Below are 13,831 nucleotides of genomic sequence, written 5' to 3' on the forward strand. Positions count from 1 at the left end.
CTCGGTGCACGATCACAGACCCGAGACCGCGCCGCACCTCGTCACGGCCCCGGTTCATCCGCCCGCGCCGCATGCGCCCGTGATGCGCGCACATCCGCGGCGACGGCATGTCCCATCAACTGGCCACCACTGGTGAGAAGCGCACGCCGCCAAGGCAACACGCCCTCGATCTCGATCTGGATCGACATCGACAGGATCGTCCGGATCAGCACCACGATGCCGAGGATCAGGGCGTCGATGATCGACGGCTTGGACGTGATGGTGCGGATCAGATCGGCGGCCACGAGGATCTCGAGGCCGAGCAGGATCGCCGAACCGAGGGTATTGCGCAGGGTGGCGAACGCGGCGGCACCACCCTCGTCGCGCCGCAACGATCGGACACTGAGGACCACCGCCACCACGAACCCGGCGATCATCGCCACCGCGCCGATCACCTCGAGGGTGACCGCGACTCCCGAGAAGACCCTCTCGATGTCCATTTCTGGAGAGTAGTGCCAGCGTCCGGGCACTCACCAGCGCATCGGTATCGCGAATGCGGTTCTGCCGAGCCGACCCCGGACATGGGCGTAGCGTCGGCGGGTATGACCCGCGCTGATGTTCACGCCCCCGTCGTCTCGATCGCCGGCGGCGCAGTCTCCGGCAGCACCACCGATGGGATCTCCGCATTCCTCGGAATCCCTTACGCCGCACCGCCGGTCGGGCCCGATGCGTTTGCCGCACCCAAGCCTGCACCGTCGTGGGACGGCGTTCGGGACGCCACCGCCTACGGCCCGACCGCACCGCAGGCACCGTACCCCGCACCGATCGCCGCGCTCCTCGACAACGTCATCGTCGACGGCGACGACTACCTGAACCTCAACGTCTGGACCCCGGACCCGGGCGGGGCCGGGCTGCCGGTGATGGTGTGGATTCATGGGGGTGCTTTCACCCGTGGTTCCAACCGGATCACGATGTACGCCGGGGACACCTTCGCCCGCGATGGCGTCGTCTGCGTCGGCATCAATTACCGGCTCGGCACACCGGGATTCGCCTCGGTCGCGGGCGCTCCGGAGAACCGCGGGCTGCTCGATCAGATCGCCGCGCTGCGGTGGGTGCGCGAGAACATCTCCGCATTCGGCGGCGACCCCGACAACATCACCGTCTTCGGCGAGTCCGCCGGCGCCATGAGCGTCGCCTCGCTGCTGTCCTCGCCACGGGCGGACGGATTGTTCGGACGGGCGATCATGGAGAGCGGCAACGGCAATGCGGCCGCCGACCCCGCCGATGCGCGCAAGGTCACCGACCGGCTCGCGGCGCTGCTGCGCGTGGACGCCACCGCCGACGCGCTCGGTCAGGTCTCCGGCGACGAACTGCTGAAAGCGCAGACCCAGGTCGCACTCGAACTCATGCTGGCCCCCGATCCGCAGGTGTGGGGTGAGTCGATCGTGAAGGTCGGCCTCGGCATCATGTCGCAGTTCCCGGTGATCGACGGCGACGTGCTCACCGCGCGGCCGGTCGACGCCATCGGGGCCGGCGCAGGCGCCTCGGTGCCGTTGCTGGCCGGCTGGAACGCCGACGAGTTCCGGTTCTTCATGGTGGCCACCGGTGGGGCGTCTGCGGTCACGGAGGAGGGGGCGGCGGCGATGCTCAGCTCGACCGACGGTGGTGCCGAGTTCCTGCGGAACCGACTCGACGCGGGTGTCAGCCCCGGCGACGCGCTGAGCGAGGCCCTGAGCCGCGCCGCGTTCTCCGGGCCGACCACCACGATCGCCGAGGTGCGCGGTAGTGCTCAGGGAGAGCGGGCCGCCACCCATCTCTACGAGTTCGGATACGAGAGCCCGCAGGGGGACATCCGCGCCGGGCATGCGGTCGAGATCCCATTCGTCTTCGATCACCTCGACGAGGCGCACGCGCTCGTGGGCCCCGAACCCGACCAGCGGATCGCCGACGACATGCACGCCACGTGGGTACGGTTCGCCACCTCGGGCGATCCCGGATGGTCCCCGTACGCCGCCGGCGGCGAGATCCGCCGTTTCGACTGACCACGTAACCCGCCCACATCCTCGGCGTGTCGGCCACGCAGTCCTCTGATCGGCCCAGGATCGTCGTACGGTGTTACCCATGCCGAGCAGCGCGACCCTCGTCGGGCGGCAACCCCGCTCCGTCGGGTGGGGACTGGTCGGTCTTGCCGCGATTGCGGCCATCGCGGTGTTCGTCTGGCAGATCACCGTCATCCCGATGCACAATCCGTTCTACGGCTTGTTGCACAACGGCGTGGACCTGCGGGTCTATCGCGCGGGCGGCCACACCGTGCTCACCGCGGCGCCGCTGTATCACCACTCGCTGATCGCCGACCTGGACTTCACCTATCCGCCGTTCGCCGCGGTGCTCTTCGCGCCGCTGTCCCTCGTCGGATTCGTCACCGCAAAACTGTTGTGGTGGGCGGCAATCGGCGTCGTGCTGGTGATCACCGTGCTCCTCGGGTTCCGCAGTCTCGGCTACCGTGCCGACGCACGACTGTGGACGTTGTCGGTGCTGCTGGCCATCGCCGTCACCGCGCTCGAGCCGGTCCGCACGACGATCTGGCTCGGCCAGATCAACGTGTTCCTGATGTTCCTGATCCTCGCCGACCTCGTCTTCTGTGACCTGAACCGCCCGAACTCTCGCGTCCGGGGGTTCTGGGTCGGCATCGCCGCGGGGATCAAGCTCACCCCTGGGTTCTTCGTTCTCTATCTGCTCGCTCTGCGTCGCTGGCGCGCCGCGATCGGGGTGGTCGTGGGCTTCCTGGTGACCATCGTCGTTGCCTTCGTCGTCATTCCGGGCGACTCCCGCGACTACTGGACCACCTACCTCGGGGCGGCCGACCGGGTGGGTCGGGTCGATTCACCGGCCAACCAGTCGATCAACGGCTTCATCTCGCAGTTGCTCGCCTATTTCGGTGCGACCTCCTTCCGTCACCCGTATGCCGACGGCGGGACCGTGTTCGAGGCACCCACGTGGATGTGGGTGCCGGTCGCCGCGGTGGTCGTGGTGGCGGGCCTGTGCGCAGCGGTCATCGCCTATCGCCGGGGCTGGCGGTTGTTGTCGGTGACAATCACCGGCATGACCGCGGCGGCGGCATCGCCGTTCTCGTGGGGCCACCACTGGGTGTGGTTCGTGCCGTTGCTGATCGTCGCGATCGATGTGGCCTACCGCGGCACGCTCGCCGACCGCCGGCGGCTGTGGTGGTGGGTCCTGCCGGTCGCATTGGTTCTCGCCACGTTCGCCTGGTCGTACAACTGGTGGACCAGCGGGCGCTATCAGAGTTCCGATCACGCCATCGCGATCGGCGTGTTCATGATGCCGCGCTGGCCGAACGTGCACTGGTATGACGGTGCGGCCGTCGTCTTCTATTCGGGTGCCTACGTCGCGGTGCTGCTCGTCACCATTGCGATGACGCTTGTCGTCGGCCTCTCCCGACGCTCGGTATCCGACGAACCCGACATCGATCGGTATCCTGGCGGCACGCCGGACGACGACGAGTCCGGCGATCACACGGATCGAACCGACAACCGGGATCGACCAGAGCAGGACGGGAGCCGACAGTGCGGGCGTGGGAACGACTTCGCATCTGGGGACGGCAACGCCGCTACATCGTCCGGAGCGACCCCCGACTGAATCTGACCTACCGGATCGGCGTCGGCGTCCTCGGCGCGATCGTTCTCGCCGGCGGCATCGTCGCCATCCCGTACCCCGGACCCGGTTGGCTCATCGTTTTCCTCGGTCTGGGCATCCTCGCATCGGAGTTCGAGTGGGCGCACCGGCTGCTGCGCTTCGCCCGCGGGCGCTACGACGCGTGGATGGAATGGATGAAGCGCCGGCACTGGTCGGTGCAGGGGATGTTCGGGTTGGCCACGTGCGTGGTGGTACTCGCCTCACTGTGGGTGCTCGGCGTGTTCGGAACGGTCGCGGGATGGTTCGACGTCCACGCCGACTGGGCCCAGAGCCCGATCCTGTGACGCGCGACCCGACCTGTGGCACTCCTGTGGCACTCCTGTGGCACTCCCGCGTACCCGGCGCGGATACGATCGACCACGAAATCGAAAATTCGGCGGCACCGGCGACCGGTGCCGCCACATGTGTGAGGAGCGTTCGCCGTGCCCGACGATCTCAAGGTGAGTCACCCAGCCACGATCCGTGTGCCTGCTGGGACCACCGCGGGCACCGCGCTGCGTGAGCACGATCTGCCCAACAAGGGGCCGCAGGCGATCGTCGTCGTCCGCGATGCGGCCGGCGACCTGCGCGATCTGTCCTGGACCCCGGAACTCGACACCGACGTCGAGCCCGTGGCCGCCGACACCGAGGCCGGTCGCAGCGTGATCCGGCACTCGACCGCCCACGTCCTCGCGCAGGCCGTGCAGGAACTGTTCCCCGACGCCAAGCTCGGCATCGGCCCGCCCATCAAGGACGGCTTCTACTACGACTTCGACGTCACCGAGCCGTTCACCCCCGAGGATCTCGCCGCCCTCGAGAAGAAGATGAAGCAGATCATCAAGTCGGGCCAACGGTTTTCGCGTCGGGTCTATGCCTCCAAGGACGAGGCCCGGATGGAGCTGGCGAATGAGCCGTTCAAGCTCGAACTCATCGATGACAAGGGCGCGGCCGCCGACAGCGAGGTGATGGAGGTCGGCGGCGCCGAACTCACCGCCTACGACAACCTCAATCCCCGCACCGGAGAACGCATCTGGTGCGACCTGTGCCGTGGTCCGCACGTGCCGACCACCAAGTACATCGCGGCGTTCAAGCTCACCCGCAGCTCGGCGGCCTACTGGCGCGGCGATCAGGACAACGCCGATCTGCAGCGCATCTACGGCACCGCCTGGGAATCGGCGGAGGCGCAGGACGCGTACCTGGAGTTGCTCGCCGAGGCCGAGAAGCGCGATCACCGCAAGCTCGGCGCCGAACTCGACCTGTTCAGTTTCCCCGACGAACTCGGTTCCGGCCTGCCCGTCTTCCACCCCAAGGGCGGGATCATCCGCAAGGAACTCGAGGACTATTCACGCAAGCGCCACACCGAAGAGGGCTACGAGTTCGTCAACACCCCGCACATCACCAAATCGCATCTCTACGAGGTGTCCGGGCACCTCGAGTGGTACGCCGACGGCATGTTCCCGCCGATGCAACTCGACGCCGAGTTCAACGACGACGGCACGGTGCGCAAACCGGCGCAGGACTACTACCTCAAGCCGATGAACTGCCCGATGCACAACCTGATCTTCCGGTCCCGCGGCCGCTCGTATCGCGAATTGCCGTTGCGGCTCTTCGAATTCGGCTCGGTCTACCGATACGAGAAGTCCGGCGTGGTGCACGGGCTCACCCGTGTGCGCGGGATGACGCAGGACGATGCGCACATCTACTGCACGCGCGAGCAGATGCGCGACGAGCTGCGGTCGCTGCTGACCTTCGTCCTGGACCTGTTGGCCGACTACGGGCTCGACGACTACTACCTCGAGCTCTCGACCAAGGACCCCAAGAAGTACGTGGGCGACGACGAATCGTGGGAGATCGCGACCAACACCCTCGCCGAGGTGGCGCGCGAGTCCGGGCTGGACCTCGTACCCGACCCGGGCGGCGCCGCGTTCTACGGCCCGAAGATCTCCGTGCAGGTCAAGGACGCGCTGGGCCGCAACTGGCAGATGTCGACCATCCAGCTCGACTTCAACCAGCCAGCCCGGTTCGACCTCGAATTCACCGGCGGCGACGGCGCCAAACACCAGCCCGTGATGATCCACCGGGCGTTGTTCGGCTCGATCGAACGCTTCTTCGGCGTACTGACCGAGCACTACGCCGGTGCGTTCCCGGCGTGGTTGTCGCCGGTACAGGTGGTCGGCATCCCGGTCGCCGACACCTTCGCCGACCATCTACAGGGCGTCGTCGACGACCTCAAGAAACGCGGAATCCGCGCGGAGGTCGACTATTCTGACGACCGCATGCAGAAGAAGATCCGCACCCACACCACCGGAAAGGTGCCGTTCATGCTGCTCGCGGGCGAACGCGACGTCGCCGCAGGCGCGGTGAGCTTCCGCTTCCGCGACGGAACCCAGGTCAACGGGGTACCCACGGCACAGGCGGTCGAGACGATCGCCGAGTGGATCGCCGCCCGCCGCAACGATTCGCCGACCAGTGAGCTCATCGCCGCCGGGGCGGGTGGGGACCACGATGGCTGACGAGCAGGGCGCCGGCGAGCAGGGCGCCGACGAGCAGATCCGGGACTGCGGCACCGGTGATCCGGATCGGTTGCAGCGGTTGTGGAGTCCGCACCGGATGACCTACATCACCGCCGACCCGCCCGCGACCAAATCCACCGGGCATCCCTTCCTCGACATCCCGACCATGACCGACGAGGACGGGTTGATCGTCGCCCGCGGTGAGCACGTGTACGCGGTGCTCAACCTGTACCCGTATAACCCCGGTCACACAATGGTCGTGCCGTATCGGCAGGTCGCCGATCTGGAGGCGTTGACGCCGGGGGAGTCGGCCGAGCTGATGGCCTTCACGCAGCGGATGATTCGCACCATCAAGTCGGTCTCGAATCCCAACGCGTTCAATGTCGGTTTGAATCTCGGTTACGCCGCGGGGGGATCGTTGGCCGAACACCTGCACCAGCACATCGTTCCGCGCTGGGTCGGTGACGCGAACTTCATCACGGTGGTCGGCGGCGCGAAGGTGATGCCGCAGTTGTTGCGAGACACCCGTAACCTCCTCGCGGAGGCGTGGGAACGGTTCGGTGCAGATCAAGGGCTCGGCGAGGGGCGGGGCGAGCGGTGAATCCCGATCGGGGAGAAGGAGCGCATCGGTGCTGAGCATCCGGGGCCGCGCGTCGGTGTCGAAGGTGACGCTGCCCATCGGGCGCGCGTTGCTGCGCACCGGACTCAGCCCCGACATGATGACGCTCATCGGCACCGTGGCCTCGGTGGCCGCGGCGCTGACGCTGTTCCCGATGGGGCAGTTGTTCTGGGGCACGATGGTCATCTGGCTGTTCGTGATGTTCGACATGCTCGACGGTGCGATGGCGCGCGCCCGTGGCGGTGGCACCCGGTTCGGGTCGGTGCTCGACGCGACCTGCGACCGGATCGCCGACGGCGCGATCTTCGCCGGACTGGCCTGGTGGTGTGCCTGGACCCACCCGCATCAACTGCTCTTCGTCGCCACCCTGATCTGTTTGGTGACCTCGCAGGTCATCTCGTATGCGAAGGCTCGTGCCGAAGCCGCAGGCCTCAACGGCGACGGCGGTCTCATCGAACGACCCGACCGGCTGATCATCGTGCTCGTCGGAGCCGGGTTGACCGGCTTGGGCCTGTGGTGGGCCATCCACGTCGCGATGTGGTTGCTCGCGGTCGGCTCGGTCATCACCGTCGGCCAGCGCATGTGGTCGATCGCGGCGTCACCCGGTGCGCGTGAACTCATCCCGATGGCCGCGGCGGCCGCCGATGCCGACGGGCCGGACGGGGCAGGAACCGAACCCGGCGCGGACGCGCGGTGAGCGGGTCGACGAGGGTGGGGTCAGCGCTCGAGCGGCTGAGCGCGGGTGCCGCCGACCTCGGCTATCGGGCCGGGTGGGCCGGTGTCCGCCATGCTCCGGACGGACCGGCGCGCGCCGCCTTCGACCGGGCCGGTGCCTTCGCCGGACGCCGCAACGGCGGACCGGAGCAGTTGCGCCGCAATCTCGCCCGGGTCCTCGGCACCACCGGCGCCCAGGTCCCCGACGACCTCGTCGCCGATGCCATGCGCTCCTATGCGCGGTACTGGTACGAGGCCTTTCGTCTGCCCGCACAGGATCTGGCGGCCACCGCCGAGACCGTCGTCGTCCCACCCCCGGATCAGGCACGACTCGATGCGGCCCTCGACCGCGGCAAGGGTGTGGTGCTGGCGCTGCCGCACTCGGGCAACTGGGACATGGCAGGCGTCTGGCTGGTGCAGAACCGCGGGAGTTTTGCCACCGTCGCCGAACGACTCAAACCGGAATCGCTGTTCCGTCGGTTCGTCGACTACCGGGAGTCGTTGGGATTCGAGATCTTTCCGCTCTCCGGCGGCGAGCAACCACCGTTCGGTCTGTTGGCCGAGCGCCTTCGCGCCGGCGGAATCGTGTGCCTGCTCGGCGAACGCGACATCGCGCGCCACGGCGTCCCGGTCACCTTCTTCGGCGAACGCACCCGCATGCCTGCGGGCTCGGCGCGGCTGGCCATCGAGACCGGGGCCGGCTTGTTGCCGGTGCACCACTGGTTCACCGACGCGCCCGGCTCGCAGATCACCGTCAGCAACGAGATCGACGTATCCGTCGGCGTCGAGGCCGCGACACAGGCGCTCGCCGACACCTTTGCCGAGAACATCGCCGCACACCCCGCCGACTGGCACATGCTGCAGCCCTTGTGGGAGGCCGACTGGTCGGCGCGCCAACGTGATCGGGTGCACGGGACCGGGGAGAGCACATGAGGATCGGCATGGTGTGCCCGTATTCGTTCTCGGTCCCCGGCGGAGTGCAGGCACACGTCGCCGAACTCGCCGCGGTGTTCATCGACCGCGGACACCATGTCAGTGTGATCGCCCCGGCCGACGGTGACACGGACCTACCCGACTACGTCGTCTCCGGCGGCCCGGCGCTCGCGATCCCCTACAACGGCTCGGTGTCGCGGGTGAACTTCAGTCCCAACGGGTATCGCCGACTGCGACGCTGGATCGCCGACAACCACTTCGACGTGTTGCACGTCCACGAACCGAATTCGCCGAGCCTATCGATGATGGCGCTGATGGTGGCGTCCGGCCCGATCGTCACGACGTTCCACACGTCGACGTCGAAATCGTTGTGGCTCAGCACTTTCCAAGGAATGCTGCGGCCCTATCACGAGCGCATCTCGGGCAAGATCGCGGTCAGTGAACTGGCACGACGATGGCAGATGGAGTCGCTGGGTTCCGACGCGGTGGAGATCCCCAACGGCATCAACGTCGGATCGTTCGCCGACGCCGAGCCCCTCGACGGTTATCCGTGGCCGGGGCGGACGGTGCTGTTCCTCGGTCGCTACGACGAGCCGCGCAAGGGCATCGACATCCTCATGCGCGCACTGCCCACGGTGGTCGAGCGATTCGGTGACCTGCGGGTCCTCGTGGTCGGCGGCGGCAATCAGAAAGCGCTGCGGCGTCGCGCCGGGGATCTCGCCGACCACCTGGTGTTCCTCGGTCAGGTCGACGACGCCACCAAGGCCCGCGCGCTGGCGTCGGCCGACGTCTACTGCGCGCCGAACCTCGGCGGCGAGAGCTTCGGCATCGTGCTCGTCGAGGCCATGGCCGCCGGTGCGGCGGTGATCGCCAGCAAACTCGACGCGTTCCGGCGGGTGCTCGACGACGGTCGGGCGGGGCGGCTGTTCGCGGTCGGTGCGGCCGACGAGCTCGCGTCGGGTTTGATCGAGCTACTCGCCGATGACGAGGCCCGCGCCGACCTGGTGCGGGCCGCACGTGCTCGCGCGGCCCGCTATGACTGGTCACGGGTCGCCGATCAGATCATGCGCGTGTACGAGACCGTCACCGTCGGTGCCGGTCCGGTCGTGGTGTCGGACTGAGGTCATGCGGCGCGAATCGAGGGGATGGGGCAAATGTCGGCGTTGATGACGGTAGTGGTCGTGATCATCGTGGCGATCCTGGTGATCATCGGTGCCTGGGCCTACAGTCGCGCGAATCGGCTCGACCGGCTCAACGTCCGCGTCGACCTCGCGTGGCAGGCGCTGGAAGCGGCCCTGGAGCGCCGAACCGTGGTGGTGCGGGTGCTCACCGCATGGATGGAGGACTCCGGTGATCCGGAGATCGCCACCGCCGCACGGCACCTCGCCGCTTGCGCCGACGCCGCCGAACACGCTCCGCGCGCCTCGCGTGAGGATGCCGAGAACGCGTTGTCCACGGCGCTGAGCCGGATCGATCCGTCGGTCCGCCCGCCCGGACTGATCGCCGAACTGGCCGACGCCGAGACCCGGGTGATGATGGCCCGCCGGTTCTACAACGACGCCGTCCGCGACACCCGCAGTCTCGCCGACCGGTTCCTGGTGCGGCTGCTGCGACTCGGTGGACGTGCACAGCGACCCGAGTACTTCGAGATCGTCGAGCGGGTGACCCCCGGCACCGCCGACTGACCGGAGTCGGCCAAACCGAGGTGTGTGGCGAGTGCGCCGGACACCTCACCTATCCTGGTGGGACGCGTTGCGCAGCCCGATGGGCTGCGCCATCGCCGAGCCTCGAAGAACCGCGAATCAGGAGACCTCCAGTGAGCCAACCCCAGTCCGGGACCACCCCCGGGTCTGATGCGACGTCCGCGATCAACGGACACCACGGCACCCCCGAGTCCGGTCAGGGGACCGCACGGGTGAAGCGGGGCATGGCCGAGATGCTCAAGGGCGGGGTGATCATGGACGTGGTCACCCCCGATCAGGCCAAGATCGCCGAGGATGCCGGCGCGGTCGCGGTGATGGCGCTCGAGCGTGTGCCCGCCGACATCCGCGCCCAGGGTGGCGTCTCGCGGATGAGTGATCCGGACATGATCGACGGCATCATCGCCGCGGTCTCGATCCCGGTGATGGCCAAGGCCCGTATCGGTCATTTCGTCGAGGCCCAGATCCTGCAGAGCCTCGGCGTCGACTACGTCGACGAGTCGGAGGTGCTGACCCCGGCCGACTACGCCAACCACATCGACAAGTGGGCGTTCACGGTGCCGTTCGTCTGCGGTGCCACCAATCTCGGCGAGGCGCTGCGTCGTATCACCGAGGGAGCGGCGATGATCCGGTCCAAGGGTGAAGCCGGGACCGGTGACGTCTCGAACGCGACGACGCACATGCGCAGGATCCGCGACGAGATCCGCAGGCTCACCTCGCTGCCGAAAGATGAGCTGTACGTGGCCGCCAAGGAGCTGCAGGCGCCCTACGAGCTGGTCGTCGAGGTGGCGCAGGCGGGCAAGCTGCCCGTCACGTTGTTCACCGCCGGTGGCATCGCGACCCCGGCGGATGCGGCGATGATGATGCAACTCGGCGCCGAGGGCGTGTTCGTCGGATCGGGCATCTTCAAGTCCGGTAACCCGGCGCAGCGAGCGGCCGCGATCGTGCAGGCGACGACTTTCCACGACGACCCAGACGTGCTGGCGAAGGTCTCGCGCGGACTCGGTGAGGCGATGGTCGGGATCAACGTCGACGACATCCCGGCGCCGCACCGCCTCGCCGAACGAGGTTGGTGACCGTCCTGACCGCGAGTATCCGTCGACCAAACGGCTGTTTTCCGGTGTGGTCAGACGCTGTCTGGCGAGGTCTCGCCGGTAGGATCTGCTGACCATGGATTCGGTGAGCATCGTCCGCGACGAGGCGACCTCGGGCACCCACTTCGTGGAGGATCTGCGTCTGGAGTGGGCGGTGCGATGCAGCGTCGGCCGGGTGCGCGAGACCAACGAGGACGCCGCACTGGCCATGCCGGGCAAGTACCTGCTCGCCGACGGCATGGGCGGACACGACAGCGGAGAACTCGCCAGTGAGGCAGCGCTGCTGACCCTCTCGGCGGCGACGAGTGCCGGCGAGCTGATCGAGACGCAGAAGGCCCTCATCGACCTCCTCGACGAGGCACAGGCCCGGATCTCCGACATCGAGACCTCCTCGGAACGCCGCGCGGGAACCACGACCACCGGTGCGGTGCTGGTCACCGTCGAGGGCGAGCCGCACTGGCTGATCCTCAACATCGGCGACTCGCGCACCTACCGGTTCCAGCACGGCACCCTGCAGCAGCTGACCCGCGATCACTCGCAGGTCCAGGACTTCATCGACGCCGGGTTCCTCACCCCCGAGGACGCCCGCACCGATCCGCGCCGCAACGTGATCACCCGAGCGCTCGGCGCGGGCATGATCGAGCCCGTAGCCGACTACTTCAGCACCGTCGCGTTGCCGGGCGACATCCTGCTCATGTGCTCGGACGGTTTGACCGGAGAACTACCCGACGACGAGATCGCCCGTATCCTCGGTGACGCCGACGGTGTCGTCGACGCCGCGGACGAACTCGTCGACGCCGCACTGGAACTCGGCGCTCACGACAACGTGACCGTCATCGTCGTCGAGGTCCACGAATCGGTCCCGACCATCCGGATGCCCGCCGTGAACGGCGACGCGGACGGTGCTGAGGTCGAGGGTGCTGATGTCGAGGGTGCTGAAGCGGACGACGCGGGGGTCGATGGCACCGCCATCGACGGGCCGGCTGTCGAGGAGACAGGAACCCAAGACGCAGAAGCCCAGGACGCAGAAGCCCAGGGCACAGGGACCGAACAAGCCGAAGAAACGGTGGCCTCGGAAACAAGGGCCGACGGGACCGCAACCGACGGGGGCGACGCGGAGCCCACGCCGGAGAAGTGATCGGGGTCGGATGAATGATTCCTGAACCGGACCATCCGGGGTCGGAGCATTCGGGGAGTACTCCGGTGCCCCCGGGGATGACCTACGTCGAATACTGCGGTGAGCGCTATCCGTTGATGGGCGACCGACGGTTCACCGTCGGGCGCGAAGCCGACCTCTCGGTCGACGACAACCCCTACCTTCATCGCCGATTCCTGGTGCTGCACAACGAAAACGGACTGTGGTGGCTCACCAACCTGGGTACCCACCTGTCGGCGAGCGTGTCGGCCGGCGACGTCGGGTTCTCGGCGACCCTCGGCCCGGGTGCGCGTATGCCGCTGGTCTTCGGCGAGACCACGATCGTGTTCACCGCGGGCCCGACCACCTACGAACTCAGTGTCTACGCGACGGCCCCACAGGTGCGCCCGGTGACCGAGCAGTCCTTCGCCGGGGGCCGGACCACTCAGGGCGTCCCGATGCTCACCGAGAGCCAGAAACTGCTCATCGTCGTGCTCGCGGAGGAGATCCTGCGCCGCGAGGGCACCGGGGCCAGCGCGATCCCGTCGTCGGCGAAGGCGGCCGCCCGGTTGGGGTGGCCGCTGACGAAGTTCAACCGCAAACTCGACAACGTCTGCGACAAGCTCGATCAACTCGGGGTCAGCGGGATGCGCGCCGGGGGCGGCAAGCTCGCCAGCAACCGCCGCGCCCGTCTGGTCGAGTACGCGGTCGCCTCCCGCATCGTCACCCGCGACGATCTCCCGCTGATCGACGCCGAAGCCGCGCGCAACGCCGCGAGCTGATGTCGGGGCCCGTTCCCCCTTCCTGGGGAACGACGCATGGGTAGTCGTGGCAACAACTCCTCACCGGCTCGAAATTACCCCTTCTGACCTGCGCTTATCCCATGGGTAGTTCTACCCATGGGCAGGGGAGTTCTCCCCATCGACCTCCCGTCGGATCGCTCATAACGTCTTCTGCATCGGGGCAACGGAGCCCAACGCATGACGCGAATCCAGGAGGACACCATGACCGCAGTCGTTTCCCACATCCCCGCCAATCAGCTCGCCCAGGCCGCTCGTCGCCGGGCCGAGGCCGACCGCCGGCGCACCGAGGCACTCGCGCGGCTCGCCGCCCGCCGGATGCCGCTGCCCGGTCAGCAGCCGATGCCGGCCAACCCGCTCATGCGACTGGTGCCCGAGGCGCCGCGGCCCGTCGAGGAAGCCGCCGCTCCCGAACTGCCGCGGCCGAGCCTGACCAACCGCGAGATCGAGGTGCTGCGCACCTGGCTGATGGTGGACTCGAAACCCGCTGTGGCCCAAGAACTCTTCATCTCCCTCGGCACCGTCAACACCCACCTGACGCGCATCCGCGCCAAGTACGCCGAGATCGGCCGCACCGCGCCGACCAAGGCGGCCCTCGTCGCGCGCGCCGTGCAGGACGGTCTGGTTCGTCTCGACGAGCTGTGACGCATC

13 protein-coding genes and 1 pseudogene are annotated in these 13,831 nt (G+C 67.9%); 13 read left to right on the top strand and 1 reads right to left on the bottom strand.

All coding sequences use genetic code 11. The features are described 5' to 3' along the window. Positions 1-41: 41 nt before the first annotated feature. A complete protein-coding gene (locus AC5ZH6_RS11610) occupies positions 42-479 on the bottom strand; it encodes a DUF1622 domain-containing protein (protein WP_020171452.1) in 438 nt (145 codons plus the stop codon). 102 nt (positions 480-581) lie between these two features. On the opposite strand from AC5ZH6_RS11610, the gene AC5ZH6_RS11615 reads away from it, so the two are divergent. From AC5ZH6_RS11615 to AC5ZH6_RS11675, 13 genes and pseudogenes are all read left to right on the top strand, one after another. After that, the gene (locus tag AC5ZH6_RS11615; RefSeq protein ID WP_211545068.1) at positions 582-2,021 is read left to right on the top strand and encodes a carboxylesterase/lipase family protein; all 1,440 of its coding nucleotides are present in this window, start codon (positions 582-584) and stop codon (positions 2,019-2,021) included. Positions 2,022-2,100: 79 nt separating this feature from the next. Further along, positions 2,101-3,636, top strand: a complete 1,536-nt coding sequence (locus AC5ZH6_RS11620; RefSeq protein WP_249155062.1) for a glycosyltransferase 87 family protein — start codon at positions 2,101-2,103, stop codon at positions 3,634-3,636. Beyond that, entirely contained in the window at positions 3,564-3,977 is a 414-nt protein-coding gene (locus AC5ZH6_RS11625; RefSeq protein ID WP_211545064.1) for a TIGR02611 family protein, read from the top strand. Before AC5ZH6_RS11620 ends, AC5ZH6_RS11625 begins: the two co-directional genes overlap by 73 nt. A gap of 138 nt (positions 3,978-4,115) precedes the next feature. Next, positions 4,116-6,185: a threonine--tRNA ligase gene (gene thrS, locus AC5ZH6_RS11630; protein WP_006370201.1), complete on the top strand. Its 2,070-nt coding sequence runs from the start codon at positions 4,116-4,118 to the stop codon at positions 6,183-6,185. Further along, complete coding sequence (locus tag AC5ZH6_RS11635; RefSeq protein WP_211545062.1) at positions 6,178-6,786, top strand: ATP adenylyltransferase; 609 nt, start codon at positions 6,178-6,180, stop codon at positions 6,784-6,786. The genes thrS and AC5ZH6_RS11635 overlap by 8 nt, the downstream gene beginning before the upstream one ends. 28 nt (positions 6,787-6,814) lie before the next feature. Next, the gene (gene pgsA, locus AC5ZH6_RS11640; RefSeq protein ID WP_496169042.1) at positions 6,815-7,501 is read left to right on the top strand and encodes a phosphatidylinositol phosphate synthase; all 687 of its coding nucleotides are present in this window, start codon (positions 6,815-6,817) and stop codon (positions 7,499-7,501) included. A 14-nt stretch (positions 7,502-7,515) separates the two neighbouring features. After that, entirely contained in the window at positions 7,516-8,451 is a 936-nt protein-coding gene (locus AC5ZH6_RS11645; protein WP_006370204.1) for a phosphatidylinositol mannoside acyltransferase, read from the top strand. Then, on the top strand, positions 8,448-9,572 hold the full coding sequence (locus AC5ZH6_RS11650) for a glycosyltransferase family 4 protein (RefSeq protein ID WP_014359879.1): 1,125 nt from the start codon (positions 8,448-8,450) through the stop codon (positions 9,570-9,572). Before AC5ZH6_RS11645 ends, AC5ZH6_RS11650 begins: the two co-directional genes overlap by 4 nt. A gap of 24 nt (positions 9,573-9,596) precedes the next feature. Next, complete coding sequence (locus AC5ZH6_RS11655) at positions 9,597-10,136, top strand: LemA family protein (RefSeq protein WP_014359880.1); 540 nt, start codon at positions 9,597-9,599, stop codon at positions 10,134-10,136. 131 nt (positions 10,137-10,267) lie between these two features. Beyond that, positions 10,268-11,227 carry a pyridoxal 5'-phosphate synthase lyase subunit PdxS gene (pdxS, locus tag AC5ZH6_RS11660; RefSeq protein WP_006370207.1) on the top strand — a complete coding sequence of 320 codons (960 nt, stop codon included), beginning with the start codon at positions 10,268-10,270 and terminating at the stop codon, positions 11,225-11,227. 94 nt (positions 11,228-11,321) lie between these two features. Then, positions 11,322-12,167, top strand: a pseudogene (locus tag AC5ZH6_RS11665) (PP2C family protein-serine/threonine phosphatase); the annotation flags it as partial. Between the two features lie 293 nt (positions 12,168-12,460). After that, positions 12,461-13,162, top strand: a complete 702-nt coding sequence (locus tag AC5ZH6_RS11670; protein ID WP_210739243.1) for an FHA domain-containing protein — start codon at positions 12,461-12,463, stop codon at positions 13,160-13,162. A 198-nt stretch (positions 13,163-13,360) separates the two neighbouring features. Next, complete coding sequence (locus AC5ZH6_RS11675; protein ID WP_370530199.1) at positions 13,361-13,825, top strand: helix-turn-helix transcriptional regulator; 465 nt, start codon at positions 13,361-13,363, stop codon at positions 13,823-13,825. The last annotated feature ends 6 nt before the right edge of the window (positions 13,826-13,831 follow it).

The sequence above is a fragment of the Gordonia sp. YC-XJ4 genome (genome assembly GCF_059511865.1).

Coding starts and splice junctions, on each gene's coding strand:
- AC5ZH6_RS11610 (WP_020171452.1), bottom strand. CDS start 479: ATGGACATCGAGAGGGTCTTCTCGGGAGTCGCGGTCACCCTCGAGGTG.
- AC5ZH6_RS11615 (WP_211545068.1), top strand. CDS start 582: ATGACCCGCGCTGATGTTCACGCCCCCGTCGTCTCGATCGCCGGCGGC.
- AC5ZH6_RS11620 (WP_249155062.1), top strand. CDS start 2,101: ATGCCGAGCAGCGCGACCCTCGTCGGGCGGCAACCCCGCTCCGTCGGG.
- AC5ZH6_RS11635 (WP_211545062.1), top strand. CDS start 6,178: ATGGCTGACGAGCAGGGCGCCGGCGAGCAGGGCGCCGACGAGCAGATC.
- AC5ZH6_RS11650 (WP_014359879.1), top strand. CDS start 8,448: ATGAGGATCGGCATGGTGTGCCCGTATTCGTTCTCGGTCCCCGGCGGA.
- AC5ZH6_RS11655 (WP_014359880.1), top strand. CDS start 9,597: ATGGGGCAAATGTCGGCGTTGATGACGGTAGTGGTCGTGATCATCGTG.
- AC5ZH6_RS11670 (WP_210739243.1), top strand. CDS start 12,461: ATGACCTACGTCGAATACTGCGGTGAGCGCTATCCGTTGATGGGCGAC.
- AC5ZH6_RS11675 (WP_370530199.1), top strand. CDS start 13,361: ATGACGCGAATCCAGGAGGACACCATGACCGCAGTCGTTTCCCACATC.